Below are 22,902 nucleotides of genomic sequence, written 5' to 3'. Positions count from 1 at the left end.
CATGTGCCAATGGTACCCACTGTCACGTCTATGGGATGGAGACAGACGGCGGAATAACCGCGTGTTTACACGTCAACCCGCGCCCGTCACGGTCCGCGAATCCGCGACGGCGGGGCGAAGCGCGAGAACGAGCGCCAGCGCGCTCAGCGAGCGTTCTCCACTTCCTCGAGCGCCTCGGGGTTCTCTATGCTGCTCATGTCGCCGAGTTCCTCGCCAGTGTAGACGCCCTCGATGGCGCGACGGATGATCTTCCCGCTCTGGGTCTTCGGGAACTCGTCGACGAACAGGACCTCCCGCGGCCGGAAGGGCTTCCCGAGTTCCTCGCCGACGACGGCGCGGAGTTCGTCGCGGAGGTCGTCGGACTCCTCGAACCCGTCCTCGAGGACGACGTACGTGACGACCGCGGTCCCGGTGGTGTCGTCGGGCGCGCCGACGGCCGCGGCCTGATTCACGGCGTCGTGCTCCATGAGCGCACCCTCGACCTCCGCGGGGCCGACCTTCCGACCCGCCACGTTCAGGGCGTCGTCCGCGCGCCCGTGGAGGAACCAGAAGCCGTCCGCGTCCATCTGCGCCCAGTCGCCGTGATCCCAGAGGTCCTCCCAGCTGCTCCAGTACTCGTCGAGGTAGCGCTCGTCGCCGCTCCACAGGCTCTTGGTCATGCTCGGGCAGGAGTCCCGGGCGACGAGGAACCCGCGCTCGTTCGAGTCCCTGATGGACTCGCCGTTCTGATCCACGACGTCGATGTCCATCCCGAGCCCGGGCCCGCCGAGCGTACAGGGCTTCAGGTCGTTGATTGGCATCGGCATCAGGAAGCAGCCACAGATCTCCGTCCCACCGGAGATGTTGATGATCGGGGCCTCGCCACCGCCGACCTCGTCGAGGAACCACTGCCAGCTCTCGGGGTCCCACGGCTCGCCCGTCGACCCGAGAATGCGGAGCGAGGAGAGGTCGTGCCCCTCGAGCCACTCGTCGCCGTGCTTGCGGAGCGCGCGGATCGCGGTCGGCGAGATCCCGAACTGCGTCAGGCCGTGCCGGTCGATCATCTCCCAGAACCGGTCGGGCTCGGGGTGGTCGGGCGCGCCCTCGTACATGAAGATCGTCCCGCCGAACGAGTGATTCCCGATGAGCGTCCACGGCCCCATCATCCACCCGATGTCGCTCACCCAGAAGAACCGGTCGCTGGGCTTGACGTCGAACCCGAAGTACAGTTCCTTCGCGCACTGCACCTGGACCCCTGCGTGCGTGTGCACGATGCCCTTGGGCTTCCCGGTGGTGCCCGACGAGTACAGGAGCATCGACTCCTGGTCGCTGTCGAGGGACTTCGAGTCGTACGCGTCGTCGCGCGTCTCGACGGCGTCCGCCCACGTCTCGTCGCGGCTCGTCCACGCGATGGACTCGTCGTCGCTGTCGACGAGCCCCAGGCGCTCGTAGACGACCGTGTGCTCCACGTGTCCGGCCTCCTCGATCGCTTCGTCGGCGGCGTCCTTCAGCGTCACCTCGCCGCCGCGGCGATAGAAGCCGTCGCCAGTGAACAGCACCGAGCACTCCGAGTCCGCGATCCGGGTCGCGGTCGCGTCCACGCCGAACCCGGAGAAGATCGGGACCGCGATCACGCCGACCTTGAAGCAGCCGTAGAGGATGCTCGTCACCTCCGGCACCATCGGCATGTACAGCCCGACGGTGTCGCCGGTCCCGACGCCGACGGACTCCAGGTAGTTCGCGACCATGTTCGACTGCCGGTGGAGTTCGTGATAGGTCACCTCGCGGACCTCGCCGTCCTCGCCCTCCCAGATCGTCGCGACCTTGTTCCGGCGCTCGCTGTCGGGCGCCGCCCACCGATCGACGACGTTGTGCGCGAGATTCAACTCGCCGCCGGGATACCAGTCCGTGAACTGCGGGCCATCCGAGTCGTCCCGGACGCTATCGTAGTCCTCGTAGAACTCGATGTCGAGGTAGTCGACGACCTCGTCCCAGAACCAGTCGACGCCGCTCGCGGGCTCTCCCGCCAGCTCCGTCGTCGTTCGCTCGATCAGTTCGTCGTAGTCGTCCATGCCGTAGGTCTGCATGAACTCGTAGACGTTCGTCGACTCCACGAACGCCCGGTCGGGTTCGAACGCGACCTCGGACACGTCCTCGAGGGATTCCATGTCGTTTCGCAACTCTCGCAGGCACGACAAAGAAGTTTCTCAACGAACGGGCCCGCGAAGAGGACGTCGCGAACGCGAACGCGGACGCGGACGCGCCCGCAGACCGCGAGCTAGTCGAGCGCCCTCAGTTGTCGTCCTCGCGCCACTTGTGCTCGCACTCGGTGCAGATGAAGAACCGCGTCTCGGACTCGTCGGCCGCGCGAATCTGCTGCATGTAGTAGTACGCCCGGTCGTTGTCGCACTTCGGGCAGTGCTCGGTCGACGTCGGCAGGCCTCGCTCCTCGGCCTCCGTGACGTCCACGACCTCCGAGTGCTCCTGGCCCTCCGTCGTCACCATCTGGGCCTGCTCGGTCTTCGCGTCCGCACGGGCCTGCTCGTGCCCGCAACTCCCGCACACCCAGTGGTCGCCCTCGGTCTTCATCATCGAACCGCATTCGTCACAGAACTCCATCCTTGGCCCGGAGCTACGGCCGGGCGGCGTGTTAAGTCGTCCGCTTCGCCCGGACCGATAGCGTGCTCGCGCGGCACGCGACCACGCCCGGCCGCGACGTCAGCCGGGGCCGTCGCGGTCGACGACGGCGTCGAGTTCCGCTCGCAGGTCGCCGGCGCCGTGGAACGCGTCGCTGTCCGTCTCCGAGACGAGCACGCCGAGGTTCGCCACGCCGCCGTCCGGGAGCTCGACGGTGACGTCCGCGAGTTCCGCGGCGGCGTCGTCGCGGACGAGCGGGTACGAGAACTCCGCGAGCGCGGCCTCGACGCTGTCGTACGCGAGGTTCCCCTCCATGCCAGTTAGTGACGAACGGTTGGGCCTTAGTGGTACCGCCGACCACCCCCGTCCGGTCGGCGAGCACGACGAAACCGGAAAAGCACGACGAGACCGGACGAGCACGACGAAACCGGACGAGCGCCCCCGGATCGTCTCCGGCGGCGGAGTCCAGAAGCGGGAAATACGGGCCGCCTGTAACCCCGAGTGATGACGCTCTCCGAGGAGGCACGCGACCGGCTGGCGGACATCGTGGAACTCCAGCCGACGAAGAACGGGGAACTGCAGGAGCGCTGGGGGATGGAGAGCGGGAGCGACGTCCACCAGTACCTCGAGAACGAACTGGGCGAGCACTACTACCGGAACGACGACAGCCTGATCTGCGCGACGCCGGAGGCCGCGGAGCTCGTCGACGTGGAACCGGGGATCGTCTCGGGCGACGACGGGACGACGACGGCGGTGCGCGTCCCGCGCCTGCAGGCCCGTATCGTCGAGGTGCTGCCGACGGCCGACGAGGACGGCGACAGCGTGGTCGCGGTCCTGCACGCGCTGCGGGACGCGTACGACGTGGATCCGTCGACGGACGACGTGCGGTCCGCGCTCCAGGCCCTCAAGCGCAAGGGCGTCGTCGAGGCGGTCTACACGACCGTCCCGACGTTCCGGCTCGCGGTCGACCGCGACGAACTCGACGTCGCCATCTCCGACGAGTAGCGGTCAGCCGTCTCAGACGACTCCCGTCTCAGGCGTCGTCCGGCGTCGGCCGACGCCGCTGCTGACGTCGCTCGAGAACGCGACGCGCGCCCTTCCCGGGGCCGCCGTCGATCGGCCACCCGCGCTGGCGCCACGCCGGCGGTTCCGGCTCGAAGTCGCCACACGCGCCCCGGCACTGGGCGCTCGTCTGGCAGCGGTCCTTCGCCTCACAGAAGGGAACGAGGCCGTCGCCGGCGGCCTCGAGCGCGAAGTGCCGGCAGTCCGGGCGCATCGCGTCGACGTACGACCGCCACCCGCGCTCGTACGCGCGCTCCGCGATCGCCGCTCGCTTCTCTCGCTTCCAGTCCACGTCCACGTACTCGAAGCGCGCCGCGGACGCGTCGAAGCCGTCCGTGGAGTCCGCGGCGTCGGGGTTCTCGAGAACCCTGGTACCGGGGTCGTCCACGGCCAGCGACCGCGGGTGCCAGACGACGTCCGCGGTCGTCCGCTCGGCCTCGGTGCCGACGGCGTCGTCGACCGCGAGGATGCCCGCCTCGACCGGCAATCCCTCCAGGAGCGCCGGTTCGACGCGGTCGTCCGTCGAGCGCGTCGCGACCCACGCCTCGTCCGCGAGCGAGAGCGCGACGTCGGTCTCGACCTGGTCCGCGAGCACGTCCGCGGCTTTCCGGTCCAGGTCGGGCTTGTTCTCGACGGCGACGATCCGCCGCACCCAGTCCGGGTACGGCCCGATGCGGCGGATCTCGATGCGGCCGCCGCGCTTGCGGTGCTCGATCGCGCCACGCGCCGACAGCGCGTGGATCGCCTCGCGGACGTACCGCCACGGATACCCGGGGTCGGGAAGTGCGTCCCGATAGTACGTCCAATCCGCGGGCGCGTTCCGCACGACGTGCAGGTCGTTCGATGAGAGCGCTCGCTCCCCGAACGCCCCGCGCGCCGTCAGGCCCGCGAGGTCGCACTCGACGACGACGGTGTCCCACCGGCGGTCGCGCGTGCCGAGCTGGCGCGCGACGAGCACGGCGCTGTCGCGCTCGCGGCCCGGCGGCCACTCGCGCTCCGCCCAGCGACACACCGCCAGTTCGAACGGGAACTCCGCGTCCGCACCCGGAAGCGTCACGCCACCGACTCCGCGACCGACCACCGAATCCCTTTCGGTGCCAGCGACCCCCGCGTGGAGCCGCCGCTCCGCGTGCCGAACCGCCGGGTCGGCGTCGACGCCGCTATATCTCGTCCTCGTCCTCGAGCGCGTTCAGGTACTCGTGGGCTTCCTCCAGGATCTCGCGCGGCCCGTCCTGCGTGACCGTGTTCACGGCCTGGTCGTAGTCGCGCCACTGGAGGTCGCGGTGCTCCGTGGACAGCTCGGCGCTCGCCTCGTAGGACTTCGCGATGAACAGGTGCACGGTCTTGTGGATGGTGTCCCCGCCGGCCTCGAAGACGTAGTCGTAGTCCTTGCGGAACCCGTCGAGCAGGCGGAAGTCGTGGATGCCGGCTTCCTCCTTCACCTCGCGGATGGCGGTCTGCTGTAACTCCTCGTCGCCCTCAACGCCGCCCTTCGGGAACTCCCAGTCCCCGGGACGGCTCTTGAGGAGAAGGTACTCGCGCTGGCCCCGAGTGTCCCGGAAGAGGATGGCACCCGCGCTCGTAGCTTCGACTGTCATTGCAAGTACGTAAACCACCCCGATTTAAGAGAATATCGGAGAGCGTTCCACGTCGGTCTCCCTCGCCGCGACAGTTCCGTTGTCCTTTAGGTAGTCGCCCGAGTGGGACAGTACACGAATGAGCTTCGTCACACGCCTCACCCTGGAGAGCGGGGACCGGACCGTCCTCGATTCGGTCGTCGACGACATCTGCGACGCCGCCTCGCGGAAGGGCGCAGAGCTGAAGGGTCCGCGCTCGCACCCGCCGACCGAACTCCGAGTCCCGCTCCAGAAGTCCGTCGCGGACGCGGACGCGTTCGGCAACTGGGAGTACACCGTCTACGAGCGCACGGTCGAACTCGTCGGGCACGACGACCTCGCGCGCTCGATCGCGGACTGGGAGTTCCCGTCCTCCGTCCACGTGAGCGTCGAGGTCGAGAACGTTCGCTCGCAGGGCCAGCGCCCGCTGTAGTCGCGTCGGCGTCCAGCCGATCTGGCGGCGGTGGAGTTCGAGGTGTCCGTGCGACGAAGTCCGTCTTCTCGCGTCGTCGTCGCGTCCTGCGTCGCGTTCCGAACCGAGGAGCCGCGCGCGAGCCTGGGTCAATTAAGTACGCGGCGGGCCTGGGGTGGGGTATGACACGAGTCGACCGCGAGCGACTGGTCGCGTTGCGTCGCGAGTTCCATCGACAGCCCGAACCGGCGTGGCGCGAGTTCTGGACGACCGCGCGCATCGTCGAGGAACTGGAGGCGATCGGCGTGGACGAACTGTACGTCGGGCGGGACGCGCTCGACGGCGAGCACCGGATCGCACTCCCGGAGGACGCGGCGCTCGGCGAGTGGTTCGAGCGGGCGCGCGACGCCGGCGTGGACGAGGAGACGCTCGCCGCGATGGAGGGCGGATACACGGGCTGCGTCGCCGTCGTCGACTGCGGACCGGGCCCGACCGTCGGGTTGCGCGTCGACATCGACGGCCTGCCGCGCGCGGAGTCCACGGACGACGAGCACGTCCCGGCGAAGGAGGGGTTCCGGTCCGAGACGGGCGCGATGCACGCCTGCGGGCACGACGGTCACGCCACCATCGGTCTCGGCGTCGTCGAGGCGATCCGCGACTCCGAATTCTCGGGGACGCTGAAGGTGTTCTTCCAGCCCGCCGAGGAGGTCATCGGCGGCGGGAAGGCGATGGCGTCGAGCGAGCACCTCGCGGACGTCGACTACCTCTACGCCGTCCACCTCGGCCTCGACCACCCGACGGGCGAGGTCGTGGCGGGCATCGACGGGTTCCTCGCCGTCGAGCACCTCGACGTCCGGTTCGAGGGAGCGCCCGGTCACGCCGGCGCGAAGCCCGAGGAGGGACGGAACGCGATGCAAGCGATGGCCGCGGCGGTCCAGAACATGTACGGGATCAGCCGGCACTCCGACGGCGCGACGCGCGTGAACGCCGGCGTCGTCGAGGGCGGGACGGCGTCGAACATCATCGCCGAGGACGTCCGCGCGCAGATCGAAGTGCGTGGGGAGACCACCGAACTGAAGGACTACATGAGCGATCGCGTCGAGGACGTCGTCGCGGGCGCGGCCCGGATGCACGAGTGCGAGTTCGACGTCTCCCTCGGTGGGCAAGCGCCGAGCGCGACGAGCGACCAGGCGCTCGTCGACTACGTGTCCGACGTCGCCGGCGGTACCGAGGGCGTCGACTCGATCGTCGAGCGGGACGAACTCGGCGGGAGCGAGGATGCGACCTTCCTCATGCAGGCCGTGCAGGACCGCGGCGGACTGGCGTGCTACGTCGGCGTCGGCACCGACCATCCCGGCGGGCACCACACCGCGACGTTCGACGTCGACGAGGACTCGCTCCCGATCGGCATCGACGTCCTCGTCGGCGCCATCGAGCGCGTCGCCGCGGAACGGCCCTGACACGGGTTCGACCGTCCGCTATCGACTTTCCTTCGACCCCCGAGTCGGTAACTTTACGTTCGTTACTATTGGATGTTCAAGGCATGGTCGCGACGCATCGGCCCGCCGGGGTCTCGTTCGCTGCAGGATGGGCCGCCATCGGTGGGGCATGGAACCTGCTGGGCGCGTTCGGCGCGGGAGTGCTCGGCATCGGCGCCGCGAGCACCCCCGGCGTCGCCGTCGTCGCGCTCCTGCTATCGGCGTTCCAGGTCCTCCTCGGGTTCGGGATGCTCGTCCTCGCGGGCGGCCTCTACAAGGTCCAGTCCTGGGCGCGCCTCGGCGGGATCGTCCTGTTCGGCCTGTTCTCGCTCGTCGAGGCCGTGAGCGTCCTGGCTGGGAGCATCGGTTCGCTGCTCGTCCTCGGGCTGAACGCTGCCGCACTCGCCGTGCTCGTCCTCGACGCCGACGCGTTCGGGACGTCTCGTCCCGACCTCTCGGAGGGCTCCGCCTCGAGTTATCGTCCCGGTCGCTGAACGGGCACCCGTCGGCGCGCAACCGCACCCGTGGAATCGACGCCCGACCAACAGATAATTCCGCCAGTCACTCCGAAGATTTTATCCATCGCTGGCGCATTCGTTCCAGTATGTCGAAGCGAAAAGAACGAGCGACTGGAACCGCAGTCGCGGCCGTCTGCGGGCTCCTCACCGGCGGCTTCGCCCTCTCGGTGGCACTCCTGGAGTTCCTCGTCGGCCTCCACTTCGCACCTGGGACGCTCGTCGCCCAGGTCGCGTACTTCGTCGGCGGGTTCCTCGTCGTCGGCATCTCTGCGGGCGTGTTCTCGATGCGTCCCGCCGCTCGAAAGCTCGCCGTCCCCGTGCACCTCGGTGCCGCCGGCGTCTTCGCAGTCATGTGCGCGAGCAACCTCGACGCCACCTCCGTCGCGCTCGTGGGCGCCGTCATGGCCGGGATCAACGTCGTCGCCATCGTCGCACTCCTCACCTCGGAGGACATCGCGGTCGGCGGCCGCACGGACACGAGCGACGACCACGCCATCGACATCGGCACCGGCTTCCGCTGACCGCGTCCACGCCGGCGACCTCGATCTTCGACGCACACCGTCGAGCACGCGACGCAAACCGTCGAGCACGCGACGCACACCGTTAGGCGACCGCTCGCTATCGACAGTCGGTCTCGAAAGCACTCCGAGAAGGGGCTGCGGTCAGTACTTCGGGTCCGCGCCCGTCGTCGCGTACACGTCGTCCATGATGTCGTCGCGTCGATTCTGCCACACGTCGAAGCTGTCGGGCGAACTCGGGTACTGCTCGTAGTGCGAGAGCAGGTCGTCCGCGACGGTCTTCGTCCTGTAGAAGTCGTAGATCTGGCCCCAGTACCCGAAGCTCTTGATCGCGGCCTTGAGTTTGAGTTTCAGGCCGAAGCTCGTCGACCCCTCGTACAGTGCCTCCGCGAGGTTCTCGCCGGGGAGTGCCGCGAGCAAGCCCATGAGGTCGTCGACGTCGACCGCGGTCGAGAGGATGTTGTACACGTCCAGGGCCGCGTATCGGCCGCCGAAGTGCTCCATGACGCGCTCGTTGTACGCCCAGAGCGCCGCCTCGCTCACGTCGCCCGCGGCGATCGCGTCCATCGCTTGCTCGGCCGCGTACTTCCCGGCGTACGCCGCGCCGGCGATCCCGCCGCCCGTCGTCGGATTGACGTGGCCGGCGGCGTCGCCGACCGCGATGAACCCTGGCGCGACCGCGGAGTCGTACGGCCGCCGCGTCGGGAGCGCCGCGCCGAGTTTGTCCGTGACCGTCGCGCCCTGGAACTCCGGTCGCGCTCGCAGGTCGCGCTTCAGGTCCTCGACGAGCTTCATCGGCTCCTCGGTCATCTGGAACCCGAGTCCGACGTTGATCTCCGTCTCGGTGCGAGGGAAGTACCAGAGGTAGCCCGCCGCGCGCTCCGTCGGCTTGAACACGAGCGCGTCCGACCACTCGACGGGTTCGTCGACCTCGACGATCTCGCGGTACGCCGAACAGAACTGCGAGTACGTCACGTTCGTGTCGAACGTCGCGGCCTCCAGGTCGGCCTTGTCCTGGAGGATGCTGAGCGCGCCCGCGGCGTCGATGACGACGTCCGCGTCGTACGTGACGACGTCGCCCTTGCGCTTCCCGCGGACGCCGGCGACCTGGCCGTCGGCGGTCTGCTGGACGTCCTGCACGACCGTGTCGTAGTGGAACTCCGCGCCCGCCTCGCTCGCCCCGTCGATGATGAGGCGGCCGTACTCCCAGCGGTCGATGACCGCGAGTTCGCCCGGGACCGGAATGTCGAGGACGGTGTCCTCCTGTGGGATCTCGAAGCGACCGTGGTCGACGTCCGTGTTCGTGAACGCCGACTCGATCTTCGACTTCGGGATCGCCTCCGGGAACGCGTTCGCGCCCTTCAGCGCGTCGCCGCACGCGATGTGGCCCGCCTCCTCCTCGGTCTTCCGTTCGACGACGGCGACGGACAGGCCTTCGCGGGCGAGCGTCGCCGCGGCGTAACAGCCCGACGTGCCGGCACCGACGACGACGACGTCGTACTCGTGCGTGGTCATACGCCCGGAGAATCGCGCCACTATGAAGAAACTTTACACGCGAATCCGTCGTCTCGACGGGGCCAGAATTGTAGTAAAGAGTTTTGTTCCGGGTCCCGGAAGGCGTGGACATGACGGAGTACACCGTGGAGTTCGTGGGGACGGGCGAGTCCATCACCGTCTCGGACAAGCAGACGATCCTCAAGCGATGCATCGAGGAGGGCATCGCCCAGGAGTACTCGTGCCGGGTCGGGATGTGCCTGGCGTGCTCGGCGGAGATCGTCGAGGGCGACGTCACCCAGCCCGCCGCCCGCGGTCTCACGGACGAGGAGAGAGAGAACTACGCGCTGACGTGCATGGCACGCCCGAACTCGGACCTCAAACTCGACCGCGGCGAGTACCCGCCGAGCATCGAGGACGACGTCGACGCGATGGGCGACCAGGCCGCGGCCGCCGACGACTGAGCGGAACGCGTCGACGATCGGCCGGACGTGTGGACGACCGGCCGTAACGCGAACCGCACGTCCATCGTGCGCGCACCGGGTGGGACGCAGGCGTCGGTCGAGTCGACTCCGCACGGCTTTTATAACGAGACGTCGTTCCGTGGCGTATGGCCGGTATCGTCACCACGCTGTTCGCCTCCGTACTCGCGTTCGCCGCCGGTGGACTGCTCGCGACGCCGTTCACCACGTTCGACGGGGACTCCACGAACCAGGGGCTCGCCGCAGTGAACGGACTCGTCTTCGTTGGCGTCGCTTTCTACGTCCAACTGGAACCCCTCTTCCTCATCGGGTCGCTGTTCGCCGGCGTCCTCGTCGTCGGCGCCATCACCGAGTTCCTCCGCCAGTAGCGTCCGTCTCCGACGCATCCCGGTGCGGCGACGTATCGACACGAATCGGTCGCCACTCAGTCTGCAGCGCGAATCGGTCGCCACTCAGTCTGCAGCGCGAATCGGTCGCCACTCAGTTCACTGCGCAGTTGTTCGGGCCGAGTTCCAGTTCGAACGCCGTCTCGTCGTCGATGGACTCCCGGCCGAGGTTCACGTCGACGATGCGCCGGTAGTTCTTCGGTGGCGGCGACTCGGAGAGCACCGCGTCGACGAACGCCGCCCGGTCGCGACCGACTGCGTCCAGGGTGTCGTGGACGTCGGCGACGGTCGTCGAGAACGTGCCGTCGTCGGCGCGCGGCGCGTCCGGACTCCGGTGCCCCGGGAACAGTCGCGTCGTCGGCGGAAGCGAGCAGAGCTGCTCCGTGATCGTTCGATGCAGGCGTTCCGCGAGGTCGAGCGCTCTCGCCTCCGGGTCATCGTCGAACTGTGCTTCGAGGTCCGGTCGGGCGACGCCGTCGACGAAGACGGAGTCGCCGACGAGGACCGCGTCCCCGAACTCCAGGCCCGTCATCTCCGAGGTGTGGCCGGGAAGTCCGACCGCGCGCACGGCCGCGTCGCCGAACGCGAGCGTCTCGCCGGCCGCGAGCGGTCGTGCACCGTACGTCAGTCCGCGCTCGCGCGCGCCCTCCGGCAGCACGGGCTGGGCGTCCGTGCCGCGCGCGACGTCGCGAACGCCGGAGACGTGGTCGGCGTGCACGTGCGTATCGATCGCGTACGCGATGTCCGCGTTCCGGTCGCTCGCGTCCCGCGCGTACCGGTCCGTGAACGCCCGGAGCGGGTCGACCACGACCGCCTCGTCGCCCGAGACGAGCAGGTAACTCAGGCACCCGCTCGACGGCCGGTCGTACTGGACTATCGTCCCCGCGCTCGTCTCCGTCTCCACGGACGTGATGAGCCGCGCCCACCCCTCCATGCCCGCTTCCAGATGGACGGCGTCCACGCCGGCCTCCGCGAGCGCGTTCGCGACCTCCGCGCTCGCCTCGCCGGCCGCGCACACCACCACCAAGGGCTCGGGGACGTCCGCGACGAGGTCCGCGACGTCACCCGTCACCTGCGCCTGCACGAACCGCGAGTACGGCACCTGCTCGACGGTGACGTTAGGGCCGTCGATCCGCCACTCGTCGACCTCGTCGCGGTTCCGGAGGTCGACGATGGCGACGTCGTCGCCGCGCGCCACCCGGTCGGCGAGTACGCGCGGCGCGACCGTCGGCGCGTCCGAGACGTCCTGGGAGGTCATGTCGGGGCGTACGTGGCGAGGCGAGATAAAGTTCAAGCCCTCGCGCTCGCATCGCTTCGACATGGACGCCGCTGCCCTCCGGGACGCCGTGGAGACCGCGAAGCAGTCGGAGCTGGATCGATTGGGGTCCTCGAAGTACCTGATCGCGCTGACGGGCGCCGACCTCGGCGAGGACGCCGTCCTCGCGGCCGTCGCCGAGAGCGAGTACCTCGCGCGGGAGACGTTCGCCGGCTGGCGGGACGACGCGACCGACGACGACGTCCGGGAGGCGTTCTCCGCCGTCGCCGACCAGGAGGCCGAGCACTACGACCGCGTCTGCGACCGCCTCGGCGCGCGCCCGGAACCGGACCACGCGGGCGCGGTCCACGGCTACCTCCGCGAGCGCGAGGACGCCGTCGCGAGGATCGCGGGCGGGCTCGTCGGGCGACCGCTCGTCAGCCTCCGCGCGCACACGCAGGTCGTCGGGTTCTACGTCAACGAGGCCGACAGGGCGGGCGCGGACCTCTTCCGGGACCTCAAGGCCGAGACCGCCGAGGAACTCGATACCGGCCTCGAACTCCTCGACGCGCACTGCGAGACGGACGAGGATCGCGAGCGCGCGCAGGCGACCGCCGAGTACGTCGTCCAGCTCGCGTACGACGAGTACGCGGACTCGCTCACCGAACTCGGCGTCAACCCCAAGTCCACGTGCTGAGGCCTGCCGGGCCATCACACGTTCGAACCTGACCGCGCCGCGACCGCAGCGACCGAACCAGTCGTTTCAAGACCCTGACGTGAGTGGCGTCGTGCATGGACGAACGCTGCCCCGATTGCTCGGTCACCCTCGAACGCGTCGAGTTCGGCATGAGCGACGCCTGGAACCCGCACGTCCGCACCGGCGAGAAGAAGGACGGCCTCCTCGGGAAGTTCGGCATGAACGAGACCGTCGACGTCGACGCCGTCATGTGCCCCGAGTGCGGCCTCGTCCGCCTCTACGCCGACGTCGAGCGCTGACGCAGAACGCGGCCTCGAACCGAAGCGCCCGAATCAGTCGTTCGCCGCCTCGAACCGAAGCGCTCGAATCAGTCGTTTGCGGCCTCGTCGTCGCTCCCGACGCCCCGGTGCGCGTCCACCGGGTCGGACCGCGTCGGCTCCCCGAGTTCCCCCGGCGGCAGCTCGTCCGCGGTCGGTGGCGGCGCGTCGGCGTCCGGCGACTCGTCGCCTCCGAGCGTCGGAGCGGCGCGTGGCGAGTCGTCGACCAGCCCCCCGTCGACGTCGTCGGACTCGCCGAGTTCCGGGACTTCGCGCTCCGGGTGGAACAGCCACGGGACGACGATGCGCGCGAACTCGAACAGGACGACGAGGACGAACGGCCCGAGGAACAGCCCGTACCACCCGAAGAGGAACGGGCCGAGCGTGTACGCGAGCATCACCGCGCCGACGTGGAGCGAACGGCCGCTCACGTACGGGCGCAGCAACTGGTCGGGGATGTAGTCGACGACGACGAACGAGATGGCGAGGAAGGCGACGGGGAACCAGAGGTCCTCCGGCCCGCTCAGTGCGGTGAGGCCGAAGAGGTACGCGGCCAGCGGGAGCGTGACGAGCTTGATTCCGATGACGGGGACGAGGCTCGCGACGCCGACGATCAACCCGAGGAGCAGCGGTTCCGGGATGCTCGAGGACGGCGGCGACACCAGGTTCAGCGCGACGAACGTCAGTACAGCGAGGAAGCCCGTGAGGAGTGCGTTCAGGATGTTCCCGAAGAACACGTTCTTCAGGTCGCGGTCGACCGCGACGAAGTACGCGTCCAGGATGCCGCCCGGTTCGACGAACGTCCCGCGCGCCCACGCCGCCACCCGGTAGTCGTCCCGTAGCAGGTAGAACGTGACGATGAGGACGACGAACGCGTGGACGAGTACCGTGAACAGCTGGCCGACCGTCGCGAGCACGATCCCGAGGCCGTCACCGAGGCCCGCACCGAGCGCGGGGTCCGCGAGCCGCATCGGGTCCTCGACGATCGCCGCGATCGTCCCTGGGACGTCCGAGAACAGCGAGTCGAGGTTCGCGTACGGCTCGACGAGCGCCGTGAGCTGGTCGCTGAGTTCGCTGTCCATGACGTCCGCGAACGCCCGCACCGCCACCACGACCGTCCACGCGACCAGCGCCAGCACGGGAAGTCCGACCGTGAACAGCGTCACGGCGACGGCGACCGTCCGCGACTCGATCCGCGGATGCACGAACCGCGAGAACACCGGCCGCGACACGTAGTACGCGAACACGCCCAACACGACCGTCCCCACGTACTGCCACACGAGGAACGCGAACACGACCGCGAACGCGAACGCGACCACCCAGAGCGCGACCCGGCCCCGATCGACGTCGAGCACCCCCAGCCCGCGATCGAGGCGTACCCCGCTCTCGTCGCCCGATTCCACGGCCTCCCCGTCCTCGTTCGTCGCACCTTCGTTCATGATCGACCTCGCGAGCTCGGCAGCCGAGCACGCCAGCGTCCGACGGACCAGCACGCCAGTCCGAGCCGACGAGTCTGCTCGACCGCGCCGGATTCACTCGACCAGACGAGCGCACCCCGAAAAACGATAGTTCAAGACAACAGTCCAGGTACGACCACTCGCAGACCACTTGCTCGCACACGGTCGCGGAACGAACGAGAGAACAGCACGAACGAGACGCACGGTTCGACGAGTCCCTTCGCTCGCGTGTCGAGCCCGACGAAGCTACGCTTCGTCGAAGAGGGTCTCGCCGTCGACCATGTGGGCCTCGACGGCGTCCATGTCCAGCGTCACGCCGAGTCCCGGCTCCTCGGGGACGGTGATGTAGCCGTCCTCGATGACGTCCTCCTCGACGAGGTCTGCCCACCAGTCGAGCTCGTAGGAGTGATACTCGACGGCGAGCGAGTTCGGGATGGCCGCAGCGACGTGTGCGGACGCCATCGTCGCGACCGGCGAGGAGACGTTGTGCATCGCGACCGGGACGTAGTACTGGTTCGCGACGTCCGCGATCTTCCGCGTCTCCCGCATCCCGCCGACCTTCGGCAGGTCCGGTGCGACGATGTCGACCGCCTGGTTCTCGATGAGGCGGCGTTCCTCGGTGACGCGATAGCGGTTCTCGCCGACCGCGATTGGCGTCGTCGTCGACTTCGTGACCTCCTCCTGGACCTCGAGGTTCTCCGGCGGTACCGGGTCCTCGAGCCACCAGACGTCGTACTCCTCGAGCTTGCTCGCCAGTCGCTTCGCGGAGCCCGCGGAGAACGTCCAGTGACAGTCGAACGCGACGTCCGCTTCGTCCTTCACGCGCTCGGTGACCTGTTCCACGATGTCGACCTTGTGCCGGATCTGGCCGGGGCGGAGGTGGCGGTTCGCGCGGTCCTTCTCGAACCCGGTCGGGATGTCGAGGTCGAACTTGAGCGCGTCGTACCCGAGTTCGTCGACGACGCGCTCGGCCTCGTCCGCGCACGCTTCGGGGTTCGCCTCCTGCTCGGTGTGGCAGTCGCAGTAGACGCGGACGTCGTCGCGGTACTTCCCGCCGAGCAGCTGGTACGCGGGGACGTCGAGGAGCTTCCCCGCGACGTCGTGGAGCGCGAGTTCGATGCCGGAGATGGCGGTGACGGTCACGCCTTCGATGCTTCCTTCGCCGCTCATCTTCTGGACGAGGTGCTCGAACAGCCGGTCGATGTCGAGCGGGTTCTCGCCGACGAGGAACGGCGTCATGCGCTCGATGAGTTCCGGGACGCCCGCGCCCCAGTAGGCCTCGCCGGTGCCGACGACGCCCGCGTCCGTGTAGACGCGGACGAGCGTCCACGGGAAGTTCCCGTTCACCATCGTGGTCTGGACGTCCGTTATCTCGACGTCGCGGCCGCCGCCGCGGTCGCCCGTGACGCCCATCGTGTCGCCCGACAGGTCGCGCATCGTGTACTCCGCGTTCGGGTCGTGGAGGTCGGCGTAATCGATTCCCATAGAGTAGTGTTTACTCGTGTTCCAGTAAAGTTTTCGACGCTACGGTGGGTTGTCGTCCTCGACGACGCGATCGCGCTCCCAGTCCGGCGGCGGCGAGTTCATCGACGCCACCTCCTTGCGGATCCAGCGGACGTACGCGCCCAGGACCCCGATCGCGACCACCGAGAACGCGAGCGTGACGAACGCGAGCAGCGTCGCGGCCCCACCGAGGTCGAGGAACGCGATCGCGCTCGCGGAGAGCACGACGTACGTCCCGAGCAACGCGAACAGCGTCTGCAGCGACAGCAGTCGACGAATCAGCCCCCACATGGCTGGAGCGTGAACTGCCACCACCTTGGCTATTGTGCCGTCCGCTGCCGGGACGGTACCGGCCGGTGCCGCGTGAGACCGAACCCGATTCGGACGCGACGCCGACCGGTTTCAAGCCGCTGGCGGTCGTTCGGCCGAGTGGATGCGCTCGACACATCACTTCGTGCTATCCGTGCTCGTCGGCGCCGCGACCGTCCCGTTCGTCGACGCGCCCGTTCGTCCGGTCGTCGTCGTGGCGTACGTGGCCGTCCTCGGCGTCGGCATCGACCTCGACCACTTCGCGCTGGCGTGGTACAACTCCGGGTCGCTGCGTGCGCTCCGCGGATGCCTCGCCGACCCGCGGCGCGTGTTCGTCGCACAGGACGAGATCTTCGAACCGGGCGAGGTCTGGCCGCTCGAGCGACTGCTCTCGCACGCGGTACTCGGCGGCGTCCTCGTCGGCGGACTGCTCGCGGTCGACGCGGTCGCGCTGGCTGTCGTCTCGGGGGTGGTGCTGTACGTGCACGTGCTCGCCGATCTCGCGTGGGACGTCCTGCACCAGGAGCGGTACTTCGAGAACGTTCGGGCGGCGACGTGACCGGCGTCGGGTCGCGAGCGTGGCCGGAATCGACTCCAGGTCGCGAGCGTGGCCGGAATCGACTCCAGGTCGCGAGCGTGGCCGGAATCGACTCCAGGTCGCGAACGTGGCCGGAATCGACTCCGCGTCCCGAACGTGGCCGGAATCGACTCCGCGTCCCGAACGTGGCCGTTGGGCGTGGGTTTATGTCTTCGCCGATTGGATTCTCGAGCATGAACGAGACGGTCGCACGGATGCACGAGAGCGGCGTAGTCGCCGTGCTGCGGGGCGTGGAGCCGGACGTCGTCCTGAACGTCGCGGAGGCGCTCCGCGAGGGCGGCGTGACGGCGATGGAGGTCACGATGGGGTCGCCGCGGTCCCTGGAGGCCCTGGAGACGCTCGCGGGGCACTACGACGGACAGGACGTCGTCGTCGGGGCCGGGACGGTCCTCGACGAGGCGACGGCGCGACACGCCCACCTCGCCGGGGCGGCGTTCGTGGTGAGTCCGACGTTCGACCGCGGCGTCGTCGAGGCGTGCAACCGCTACGGGGTCGCGGTCGCGCCCGGCGTGGCGACGCCGACGGAGGCCCTCGACGCGTTCGAGGCGGGCGCGGACGTCTGCAAGGTGTTCCCGGCGTCGACGTACGGCCCCGGCTACCTGTCGAGCCTCCGTGGCCCGCTCCCCCAGATCCCGCTGATGCCGACCGGCGGCATCGGCCCCGACAACGCCGCGGCGTACGTCGAGGCGGGCGCGGAGCTGGTCGGCGCTGGCAGCTCGCTCGTCCCCGACGACGCACTCGAGCGCGAGGACTGGGCGGCGATCACGGCGCGAGCCGAGGAGCTGGTCCGCGCGGTCGAGGGCGCTCGCGACTGACGGCTGAGAATCGGCGAGAGGCCTCGGCGTTCAGTCCGCGGCCTCGCTCGGGTCCTCGACCTCGCCGGTGACCGGGTAGACGCCGACCTGGTCGCAGGCGTCCGCGAGCGGGCACGCGTCGGGGTCGTCGAGACACGCGGGCTTCCGGGCCGTGCAGTACTCGCGACCGAACTGGATGGTCGCGGTGTGCCCGAACCCGCACTTCTCGGCCGGTACCTCGCGTTCGAGGACGGCGCGGACGGCCTCGTGGTCCGCGTCCGGGGGCGCGATGCCCATCCGGCGGTAGATCCGGTGCACGTGCGTGTCCACGGGGAACACGCCGCCCTGGCCGCCCGCGAACAGGAGCACGCAGTCCGCGGTCTTCGGGCCGACGCCCTTCAGTTCGAGGAGCGTCTCGCGGACCTCGCCGGGGTCGCCGTCGCGGACGAACGCGTCGAAGTCGGTCGTCGACCCGAACGCGTCGAGCACCCACTCGGCAGCGCGCTGGATGCTCTCTGCCTTCTGGTTGTAGAGCCCGGCCGACGAGATGGTCTCCGCAAGCTCGTCGCGGGGCGCGTCGACGAGGTTCGCGGCCAGTTCCTCGACGGGTCCGAATCGTTCGACGAGCGCGTCGTGAGCGGGCTGGCTCGCGACGTCGCTCGTGTTCTGGCTGAGGATGGTGCGGACGAGGCACTCGAAGCCGTCCCGGCCGCCGTAGGCCTTCTGCCAGTACAGTTCGCCGAGGCGGTCGACGACCGCTTCGGCGCGCGTTCCCGCAGTCGCCGGGTCGAAGGTGGCCTCGACGCCGCCACCGGCGCTTCCCCCGGAGATGTTCACGTCCGGTTCCGCGTCGTCGTCGCTCATACTCGCACACTGGGGCGACAGCGCCAAGTAGGGTTCGCCCGACGAAGACGAGACGACGTCCGGTTCGCCCGACGAAGATGTTAGTACGTCGGACCGTGACGCCACGGGCATGAGCGACGCCGCGATGTACGAAGGACCGATGGACGACGACGAGGGGGAGTCGCCGGACATGGGCGACCTCTACGACGAACTGGAGGCGCTCGCGGACGCCGTGGACGACCCCGACGAGCGCGAGCGCGTCGAGCGCGCGATGCGGACGGCGGCCGCGGTCGAACCCGGTGGGCTGTTCGGGCGCGTCATCAAGGGCTTCGACCGCGGGGACGTCGCGGAGGCGCTCCTCGGGAGCGCGCTGTTCGGCATCCCGATGCTCGTCGAGGGCGGCACCGGCGAGGTCGGCGCGTTCCTCGCGACGCACCCCGTCTCCGTCGTCGGGACGCTCGCGTTCACGGTCGCCGCGATCGTCGGCATCCTCTACGTCAGCGACTTCCAGGACGTCCGCGTCACGCACCGCATCTTCGGGGTCGTTCCGCGGCGACTCGCGGGCGTCCTCGGAATCTCGCTCGCGTTCGCAATCGTCTCGATGACGGCGTGGGGCCGCGTCGAGTGGGCGACGCCGCTCTCCGCGGCCGCTTCGGTCTCCGTCGCGTGGGTGCCGATGGCGATCGGCGCGGCGCTCGGCGACATCCTCCCCGGGACCTGACCACGAGCATCGCCCGGGACACCGGTTGCCGGCGGGTGGGGGTCACTCGACGACGGCGCGCACCTGGAGGTACTCGACGCGAACGACGTTGTCCGCGAACCAGTCCTCGAGGACGCCGACCGCCTCCTCGCGGAGTCGCTCGCGCGCGTCGTCGTCCGCCAGCCCCCCGAGGACGGGCGAGAGCGGCCCGGACTCCTCGGCGAACTCGCGCCAGAAGTGCTCGGGGGAGACGTACCGGAAGCGCGCGAACCGCCGCGCGAACGAGAAGTCCGCGACCCCGGGGACGTGCTCGCGGACGAAGTCGGGGTCGCCCCACTGGAGGTGCGAGGTCGCGTCCGCCTCGCGTCCGTCGACGTACCCCGTCAGGACGTCCGTGAGGTCGCCGACGACGCCGTCCGGCGACCACGCCGTGAACGCGACCCGACCACCGGACTGCGTGACCCTGGCGAGCTGGCGGCCCGCCGCCGCGGGGTTCGGCGCGAACACGTGCCCGAAGTTCGAGAGCGTCGCCTCGAACGCGTCGTCGCGGAACGGCAGGTGTTCGGCGTCGCCCTCCAGGAACGAGACGTCGACGGCACCCTCGACGTCAGCGCTCGCGCGCGCCAGCTCCAGCATCCGGCGGGAGAGGTCGACGCCCACGACGCGAGCGCCCGCCTGCGACGCCGTGAGCGCGACGTTCCCCGTGCCGCAGCCGACGTCGAGCACGTCGTCGCCGGGGTCGACGCCAGCGGCGTTCACGAGTCGAGCGATCGCCGGAAGGAGGTTCGGTGCGAGCGACGGGTACCGGCCGGTCGACCAGGCGTGGCGAGCGGCGGCCTTCGAATCGGCTCGGTCGTCGTCCATGCCTCCACGTCGGTGGGCGGAAGTCAAAAGTCGGGGTGCCTCGACGAATCGGTCGCAGGTATCGACGGCGCCGGTTGCCTCGGCTGCATCTGTATCGAGCGTTACGTCGCCGGTTCGACCTCGAGAACGACGCGGACGTCGGCGCCGGCGGCGAGCGCGTCGACGACGTCTCGGTCGACGGACTCGGCTGCGCCGTCGGCCGCGTGCATGATCGTGCGGTCGTCGACGTGCGTCGACGTCCGCCCGACCATGCTCCGGTCGTCGGTGAGCGCCAGGTCGGGGTGGCCTCGTCCCTCGAACGTCACCGACGCGTCGTCGACCTCGAGCGTGACGCGGACCGTCGCGTCGACGTCCTGGAGCGCGGTCCTGAAGTCCTCGGAGAAGTCGGCAGGGGCGCGGTCGGCGTCGACGGCGAGGATGCAGTCGCCCGCGGGCGTGAGCCAGTCGTCGGTCGTCACCTCGAACGTGCTCGCGTGCTCGGCGGTGACGTTCTCGTGGCCGGTCGCGTGCACGACCTCGCGACGCGTCTCGGCTGCCTCGTCCTCGGTTGCAGCTCTCTCGTCTGCGGTCATGGCCGCGAGTTCCTCGTGGGCGTACTTAGCGCTCGCGGACCACGGTGACCGTGACAGTCCCGCAGTCGCACTCGTACATGCGGCGTTCGCCGTCGCCGAGGTCCATCGCGAGGCCGAACGCCGCGTCGTCGAGCGCCGCGTCGCAGCCCTCGCAGGTCGCCGTCAGTTCTTCGAGCATACACCGTCTGTCGACCTACTCCCATATCAGGGTGAGCCGTCCGCGCGGTGAAAGTGAAAGTGGTCGGCGGACACAACGCCTATGGGTTCGGCCCGCGCCACTTTCACCGAATGGCTGGTGAGTGGCGCGCTGGCGCGGTCGACGAAGACGACGGCTCGGGGTCGCCGACGGTGGACTCGTGGGAGCCGGTGACGGTGCCCGGACGACCGGAACGGTTCGCGGGCGCGGACGCCGTCGCGTACCGAAAGCGGTTCCCGGACCCGAGACAGACCGCGAGCCAGCGCGCCCTCCTCGACTTCCGCGGACTGTTCGGGACGGCGACAGTCTACCTGAACGGGGACGTCCTCGGCACGCACGACACGTACTTTCGGCCGGCGCGCTTCGAGTTCGAGCCCGCCGACGAGAACGACCTCGTCGTCGTCTGCCGTCGCCCGACCGACGGATACGCCGGCGCGTACGGCACCGACGACGTCCCGGATCGGCTCGCAGTACCGGGCATCTGGTGGGGCGTCCACCTCCGACTCCGACCGCGATCGTTCCTCGCGGACCTCGCCGTGAACGCCCGACGTCCCGAACCCGACCGCGGCGTCGTCGACGTCGCCGCGACCGTCGACGCCGGAGAGGCCGTCGACGACGCCGTGACGCTCTCGGTTCGCCCGGAGAACTTCCGGGGGAGCGGCGGGTCGATGGAGCGCGTCCCCGTCGACGCCGACGCCGGCTCCAGAGTGACGGTCACGCACTCCGTCGAGGTCCGCGACCCCGCAGCGTGGTGGCCCGCGGACCGCGGCGACCCGAACCGCTACACCGTTCGCGCGACGTTCGGCGATCAGGAACGTAGCGTCGCCACGGGGTTCTGTACGGTCGCGTTCGACCGCGACGACGGTCTCCGCGTGAACGGCGAGCGCGTCCGCGCCCGCGGCGTGAACGTCCTCCCGACGACGGAGCCCGAGGCCGACCTGGAACGCGCTCGCGACCTGAACGCGACGCTCGTCCGCCTGCACGGGCACGTCCTCCCGGAGTCGTTCTACGACGCCGCCGACGCCGCCGGCGTCTTCGTCGCCCAGGACCTCCCGCTCACCGGACCCGGACCCCGCGACGTCGACCGGAGCGTCGAGCGCGGTCGTTCGCTCGCTCGCGCGCTCGCGACGCACGTCGACCACCACCCGAGCGTCGCGTGCTACGGCGTCCACGACGACCCCGTCGACCCGTTCGCCGACCGCATCCCGAGCGGGCGCACCGCGCGCTACCGGCTCCGAACCCGGGCGGCCCGCATCAGCGTCGACCGCGACCTCGCCGACGCCGTCGCCGACGCCCTCCCGCCGGACGCCGTCGCGTTCCCCGTCTGCGGCGCGCTCGGGACCAGCCCGGACGCCGCCCACCTCTACCCGGGCTGGCAGTACGGCCGCGCCGCCGACGTCGACTGGCTCACCGACACCTACCCCGACGCCGCCCGCGTCGTCACCGAGTTCGGCGCCGGATCGCTCGCTGACGGCGCCGAGACCGCCGATGGAGCGGTGACCGGCGGCGCCGAGACCGCCGATGGAGCGGCGACCGGCGACTCGACTCCGGTTGGATTGGACCGAGACACCCTCGACGCCGTCCTCGACGACGTCGACGCCGGCCCGTGGGGCGACCCCACCGGCGACGGCGCCGGGGAGCAATGGGGCGGTGCTGCCGGCGACGGCGTCGTCGCTCGCTCGCAGGGCACGCAGGCGCGGGTGCTCGCTCGGGTGGCAAGCGGCTTCCGGCGGCACGGGACGGCGGTCCTCGCCGCGTTCTGCCTCCGCGACGTCGACGACGGCGGCGGGATGGGCGTCTACGCTCGCGAAGGCACCGCCAAGCCCGCCGCGGGCGCGCTCGCCGATGCGCTCGCACCCGTCCAGGCGTTCCTCGCGGAAGACCCACCCGGCACGGTCGACGTCGTGCTCGTCAACGACGCGCCCGCGACCGTCTCCGGCACGCTCGCCGTCCGATCCGACGGCGGCGACGGCGTCGACGAGCGCTTCGACGTGGAGGCACCCGCCCTCGGCGTCGCGACCGCCGGCAGCGTCACGGTCCCCTCGTCTGCGACAGCGGTGTCACTGTCGTTCGAGACCGGCGCCGGCGCGGTCGACCGCACCATTCGTTTATAACCACGGACGACCCGTGTGGGAACCGTTCACTCCCGTCGTGGGCACGCCCTCGCACGGTTTCGCCGGTTCGAGGGACCGGCAGATTTAAATTACAGGATGCG

27 protein-coding genes are annotated in these 22,902 nt (G+C 69.8%); 13 read left to right on the top strand and 14 right to left on the bottom strand.

The genetic code is table 11. The annotated features are described in order from the left end of the window. Window positions 1-143: 143 nt before the first annotated feature. The 3 genes from G9C85_RS12690 to G9C85_RS12680 form a co-directional block, all read right to left on the bottom strand. Window positions 144-2,147, bottom strand: coding sequence for an AMP-binding protein (locus G9C85_RS12690; protein WP_166040484.1), 2,004 nt, complete (start codon window positions 2,145-2,147; stop codon window positions 144-146). A 124-nt stretch (window positions 2,148-2,271) separates the two neighbouring features. After that, window positions 2,272-2,598 (bottom strand): transcription factor S, encoded by a 327-nt coding sequence (locus tag G9C85_RS12685; RefSeq protein WP_166040481.1) that lies wholly within the window; start codon window positions 2,596-2,598, stop codon window positions 2,272-2,274. A gap of 99 nt (window positions 2,599-2,697) precedes the next feature. Next, window positions 2,698-2,931, bottom strand: coding sequence for a hypothetical protein (locus tag G9C85_RS12680; protein WP_166040480.1), 234 nt, complete (start codon window positions 2,929-2,931; stop codon window positions 2,698-2,700). A gap of 189 nt (window positions 2,932-3,120) precedes the next feature. Between G9C85_RS12680 and G9C85_RS12675 the strand changes: the two genes are divergently transcribed. Beyond that, window positions 3,121-3,621 carry a DUF5797 family protein gene (locus G9C85_RS12675; protein ID WP_166040478.1) on the top strand — a complete coding sequence of 167 codons (501 nt, stop codon included), beginning with the start codon at window positions 3,121-3,123 and terminating at the stop codon, window positions 3,619-3,621. Between the two features lie 28 nt (window positions 3,622-3,649). Here the strand turns inward: G9C85_RS12675 and G9C85_RS12670 are convergent, their stop codons facing one another. Both G9C85_RS12670 and G9C85_RS12665 read right to left on the bottom strand, forming a co-directional pair. Continuing rightward, window positions 3,650-4,735 carry a DUF5787 family protein gene (locus tag G9C85_RS12670; protein WP_166040476.1) on the bottom strand — a complete coding sequence of 362 codons (1,086 nt, stop codon included), beginning with the start codon at window positions 4,733-4,735 and terminating at the stop codon, window positions 3,650-3,652. Between the two features lie 103 nt (window positions 4,736-4,838). Next, on the bottom strand, window positions 4,839-5,276 hold the full coding sequence (locus tag G9C85_RS12665) for a bis(5'-nucleosyl)-tetraphosphatase (protein ID WP_166040474.1): 438 nt from the start codon (window positions 5,274-5,276) through the stop codon (window positions 4,839-4,841). Window positions 5,277-5,394: 118 nt separating this feature from the next. Between G9C85_RS12665 and G9C85_RS12660 the strand changes: the two genes are divergently transcribed. The 4 genes from G9C85_RS12660 to G9C85_RS12645 all read left to right on the top strand — a co-directional run bounded on the left by G9C85_RS12660 (window position 5,395) and on the right by G9C85_RS12645 (window position 8,223). Next, complete coding sequence (locus G9C85_RS12660) at window positions 5,395-5,727, top strand: uS10/mL48 family ribosomal protein (RefSeq protein WP_166040472.1); 333 nt, start codon at window positions 5,395-5,397, stop codon at window positions 5,725-5,727. Between the two features lie 161 nt (window positions 5,728-5,888). After that, complete coding sequence (locus G9C85_RS12655) at window positions 5,889-7,166, top strand: amidohydrolase (RefSeq protein ID WP_166040470.1); 1,278 nt, start codon at window positions 5,889-5,891, stop codon at window positions 7,164-7,166. Between the two features lie 83 nt (window positions 7,167-7,249). Beyond that, entirely contained in the window at window positions 7,250-7,678 is a 429-nt protein-coding gene (locus G9C85_RS12650; RefSeq protein WP_166040468.1) for a hypothetical protein, read from the top strand. Between the two features lie 110 nt (window positions 7,679-7,788). Further along, complete coding sequence (locus G9C85_RS12645) at window positions 7,789-8,223, top strand: hypothetical protein (RefSeq protein WP_166040466.1); 435 nt, start codon at window positions 7,789-7,791, stop codon at window positions 8,221-8,223. A 141-nt stretch (window positions 8,224-8,364) separates the two neighbouring features. Here G9C85_RS12645 and G9C85_RS12640 read toward each other — a convergent pair whose 3' ends face one another. Continuing rightward, a complete protein-coding gene (locus G9C85_RS12640) occupies window positions 8,365-9,735 on the bottom strand; it encodes a geranylgeranyl reductase family protein (protein WP_166040465.1) in 1,371 nt (456 codons plus the stop codon). A gap of 110 nt (window positions 9,736-9,845) precedes the next feature. Between G9C85_RS12640 and G9C85_RS12635 the strand changes: the two genes are divergently transcribed. Further along, entirely contained in the window at window positions 9,846-10,178 is a 333-nt protein-coding gene (locus tag G9C85_RS12635) for a 2Fe-2S iron-sulfur cluster-binding protein (RefSeq protein WP_166040463.1), read from the top strand. Window positions 10,179-10,324: 146 nt separating this feature from the next. Further along, window positions 10,325-10,564 (top strand): hypothetical protein, encoded by a 240-nt coding sequence (locus G9C85_RS12630; protein ID WP_166040461.1) that lies wholly within the window; start codon window positions 10,325-10,327, stop codon window positions 10,562-10,564. 112 nt (window positions 10,565-10,676) lie between these two features. Here the strand turns inward: G9C85_RS12630 and G9C85_RS12625 are convergent, their stop codons facing one another. After that, entirely contained in the window at window positions 10,677-11,840 is a 1,164-nt protein-coding gene (locus G9C85_RS12625) for an MBL fold metallo-hydrolase (RefSeq protein ID WP_166040459.1), read from the bottom strand. 61 nt (window positions 11,841-11,901) lie between these two features. Between G9C85_RS12625 and G9C85_RS12620 the strand changes: the two genes are divergently transcribed. Both G9C85_RS12620 and G9C85_RS12615 read left to right on the top strand, forming a co-directional pair. After that, a complete protein-coding gene (locus G9C85_RS12620) occupies window positions 11,902-12,534 on the top strand; it encodes a rubrerythrin family protein (RefSeq protein WP_166040457.1) in 633 nt (210 codons plus the stop codon). A gap of 95 nt (window positions 12,535-12,629) precedes the next feature. Continuing rightward, window positions 12,630-12,833 (top strand): hypothetical protein, encoded by a 204-nt coding sequence (locus tag G9C85_RS12615; protein ID WP_166040455.1) that lies wholly within the window; start codon window positions 12,630-12,632, stop codon window positions 12,831-12,833. Between the two features lie 68 nt (window positions 12,834-12,901). Here the strand turns inward: G9C85_RS12615 and G9C85_RS12610 are convergent, their stop codons facing one another. The 3 genes from G9C85_RS12610 to G9C85_RS12600 form a co-directional block, all read right to left on the bottom strand. After that, window positions 12,902-14,290 (bottom strand): AI-2E family transporter, encoded by a 1,389-nt coding sequence (locus tag G9C85_RS12610; protein ID WP_166040453.1) that lies wholly within the window; start codon window positions 14,288-14,290, stop codon window positions 12,902-12,904. A 264-nt stretch (window positions 14,291-14,554) separates the two neighbouring features. Further along, window positions 14,555-15,793, bottom strand: a complete 1,239-nt coding sequence (locus G9C85_RS12605) for a mandelate racemase/muconate lactonizing enzyme family protein (RefSeq protein ID WP_166040450.1) — start codon at window positions 15,791-15,793, stop codon at window positions 14,555-14,557. A 39-nt stretch (window positions 15,794-15,832) separates the two neighbouring features. After that, window positions 15,833-16,102 (bottom strand): hypothetical protein, encoded by a 270-nt coding sequence (locus G9C85_RS12600; RefSeq protein ID WP_166040448.1) that lies wholly within the window; start codon window positions 16,100-16,102, stop codon window positions 15,833-15,835. A gap of 142 nt (window positions 16,103-16,244) precedes the next feature. On the opposite strand from G9C85_RS12600, the gene G9C85_RS12595 reads away from it, so the two are divergent. Further along, entirely contained in the window at window positions 16,245-16,679 is a 435-nt protein-coding gene (locus G9C85_RS12595) for a hypothetical protein (RefSeq protein ID WP_166040446.1), read from the top strand. Between the two features lie 212 nt (window positions 16,680-16,891). Beyond that, window positions 16,892-17,533 carry a bifunctional 4-hydroxy-2-oxoglutarate aldolase/2-dehydro-3-deoxy-phosphogluconate aldolase gene (locus G9C85_RS12590; protein WP_166040444.1) on the top strand — a complete coding sequence of 214 codons (642 nt, stop codon included), beginning with the start codon at window positions 16,892-16,894 and terminating at the stop codon, window positions 17,531-17,533. Between the two features lie 30 nt (window positions 17,534-17,563). On the opposite strand, the gene nth is transcribed toward G9C85_RS12590, so the two are convergent. After that, window positions 17,564-18,376, bottom strand: a complete 813-nt coding sequence (gene nth / locus G9C85_RS12585) for an endonuclease III (RefSeq protein WP_166040442.1) — start codon at window positions 18,374-18,376, stop codon at window positions 17,564-17,566. 109 nt (window positions 18,377-18,485) lie between these two features. Here nth and G9C85_RS12580 point away from each other — a divergent pair, with 109 nt between their 5' ends. Continuing rightward, window positions 18,486-19,076, top strand: a complete 591-nt coding sequence (locus tag G9C85_RS12580; RefSeq protein ID WP_369680810.1) for a DUF2391 family protein — start codon at window positions 18,486-18,488, stop codon at window positions 19,074-19,076. Between the two features lie 42 nt (window positions 19,077-19,118). Here G9C85_RS12580 and G9C85_RS12575 read toward each other — a convergent pair whose 3' ends face one another. The 3 genes from G9C85_RS12575 to G9C85_RS12565 form a co-directional block, all read right to left on the bottom strand. Then, a complete protein-coding gene (locus G9C85_RS12575) occupies window positions 19,119-19,919 on the bottom strand; it encodes a class I SAM-dependent methyltransferase (protein ID WP_166040440.1) in 801 nt (266 codons plus the stop codon). Window positions 19,920-20,020: 101 nt separating this feature from the next. Continuing rightward, entirely contained in the window at window positions 20,021-20,491 is a 471-nt protein-coding gene (locus G9C85_RS12570; protein ID WP_166040438.1) for a DUF371 domain-containing protein, read from the bottom strand. 25 nt (window positions 20,492-20,516) lie between these two features. Beyond that, entirely contained in the window at window positions 20,517-20,669 is a 153-nt protein-coding gene (locus tag G9C85_RS12565) for a hypothetical protein (RefSeq protein WP_166040436.1), read from the bottom strand. A gap of 110 nt (window positions 20,670-20,779) precedes the next feature. On the opposite strand from G9C85_RS12565, the gene G9C85_RS12560 reads away from it, so the two are divergent. Then, window positions 20,780-22,801 carry a hypothetical protein gene (locus tag G9C85_RS12560; protein WP_166040434.1) on the top strand — a complete coding sequence of 674 codons (2,022 nt, stop codon included), beginning with the start codon at window positions 20,780-20,782 and terminating at the stop codon, window positions 22,799-22,801. Window positions 22,802-22,902 lie beyond the last annotated feature (101 nt).

The sequence above is a fragment of the Halorubellus sp. JP-L1 genome (assembly GCF_011440375.1).
Taxonomy (GTDB): domain Archaea; phylum Halobacteriota; class Halobacteria; order Halobacteriales; family Natrialbaceae; genus Halorubellus.
The sequence above is the reverse complement of the archived record's forward strand: the minus strand, read 5'-3'. Positions and strand labels throughout refer to the sequence as shown.

Excerpts from the sequence above, each read along its gene's own strand:
- G9C85_RS12665 (WP_166040474.1), bottom strand. The coding sequence starts at position 5,276 with ATGACAGTCGAAGCTACGAGCGCGGGTGCCATCCTCTTCCGGGACACT.
- G9C85_RS12575 (WP_166040440.1), bottom strand. The coding sequence starts at position 19,919 with ATGGACGACGACCGAGCCGATTCGAAGGCCGCCGCTCGCCACGCCTGG.
- G9C85_RS12590 (WP_166040444.1), top strand. The coding sequence starts at position 16,892 with ATGAACGAGACGGTCGCACGGATGCACGAGAGCGGCGTAGTCGCCGTG.
- nth (WP_166040442.1), bottom strand. The coding sequence starts at position 18,376 with ATGAGCGACGACGACGCGGAACCGGACGTGAACATCTCCGGGGGAAGC.
- G9C85_RS12625 (WP_166040459.1), bottom strand. The coding sequence starts at position 11,840 with ATGACCTCCCAGGACGTCTCGGACGCGCCGACGGTCGCGCCGCGCGTA.
- G9C85_RS12635 (WP_166040463.1), top strand. The coding sequence starts at position 9,846 with ATGACGGAGTACACCGTGGAGTTCGTGGGGACGGGCGAGTCCATCACC.
- G9C85_RS12660 (WP_166040472.1), top strand. The coding sequence starts at position 5,395 with ATGAGCTTCGTCACACGCCTCACCCTGGAGAGCGGGGACCGGACCGTC.
- G9C85_RS12600 (WP_166040448.1), bottom strand. The coding sequence starts at position 16,102 with ATGTGGGGGCTGATTCGTCGACTGCTGTCGCTGCAGACGCTGTTCGCG.
- G9C85_RS12680 (WP_166040480.1), bottom strand. The coding sequence starts at position 2,931 with ATGGAGGGGAACCTCGCGTACGACAGCGTCGAGGCCGCGCTCGCGGAG.
- G9C85_RS12615 (WP_166040455.1), top strand. The coding sequence starts at position 12,630 with ATGGACGAACGCTGCCCCGATTGCTCGGTCACCCTCGAACGCGTCGAG.
- G9C85_RS12640 (WP_166040465.1), bottom strand. The coding sequence starts at position 9,735 with ATGACCACGCACGAGTACGACGTCGTCGTCGTCGGTGCCGGCACGTCG.
- G9C85_RS12620 (WP_166040457.1), top strand. The coding sequence starts at position 11,902 with ATGGACGCCGCTGCCCTCCGGGACGCCGTGGAGACCGCGAAGCAGTCG.
- G9C85_RS12675 (WP_166040478.1), top strand. The coding sequence starts at position 3,121 with ATGACGCTCTCCGAGGAGGCACGCGACCGGCTGGCGGACATCGTGGAA.
- G9C85_RS12605 (WP_166040450.1), bottom strand. The coding sequence starts at position 15,793 with ATGGGAATCGATTACGCCGACCTCCACGACCCGAACGCGGAGTACACG.
- G9C85_RS12565 (WP_166040436.1), bottom strand. The coding sequence starts at position 20,669 with ATGCTCGAAGAACTGACGGCGACCTGCGAGGGCTGCGACGCGGCGCTC.
- G9C85_RS12570 (WP_166040438.1), bottom strand. The coding sequence starts at position 20,491 with ATGACCGCAGACGAGAGAGCTGCAACCGAGGACGAGGCAGCCGAGACG.
- G9C85_RS12595 (WP_166040446.1), top strand. The coding sequence starts at position 16,245 with ATGCGCTCGACACATCACTTCGTGCTATCCGTGCTCGTCGGCGCCGCG.
- G9C85_RS12655 (WP_166040470.1), top strand. The coding sequence starts at position 5,889 with ATGACACGAGTCGACCGCGAGCGACTGGTCGCGTTGCGTCGCGAGTTC.
- G9C85_RS12580 (WP_369680810.1), top strand. The coding sequence starts at position 18,486 with ATGAGCGACGCCGCGATGTACGAAGGACCGATGGACGACGACGAGGGG.
- G9C85_RS12685 (WP_166040481.1), bottom strand. The coding sequence starts at position 2,598 with ATGGAGTTCTGTGACGAATGCGGTTCGATGATGAAGACCGAGGGCGAC.
- G9C85_RS12560 (WP_166040434.1), top strand. The coding sequence starts at position 20,780 with ATGGCTGGTGAGTGGCGCGCTGGCGCGGTCGACGAAGACGACGGCTCG.
- G9C85_RS12610 (WP_166040453.1), bottom strand. The coding sequence starts at position 14,290 with ATGAACGAAGGTGCGACGAACGAGGACGGGGAGGCCGTGGAATCGGGC.
- G9C85_RS12690 (WP_166040484.1), bottom strand. The coding sequence starts at position 2,147 with ATGGAATCCCTCGAGGACGTGTCCGAGGTCGCGTTCGAACCCGACCGG.
- G9C85_RS12630 (WP_166040461.1), top strand. The coding sequence starts at position 10,325 with ATGGCCGGTATCGTCACCACGCTGTTCGCCTCCGTACTCGCGTTCGCC.
- G9C85_RS12645 (WP_166040466.1), top strand. The coding sequence starts at position 7,789 with ATGTCGAAGCGAAAAGAACGAGCGACTGGAACCGCAGTCGCGGCCGTC.
- G9C85_RS12650 (WP_166040468.1), top strand. The coding sequence starts at position 7,250 with ATGGTCGCGACGCATCGGCCCGCCGGGGTCTCGTTCGCTGCAGGATGG.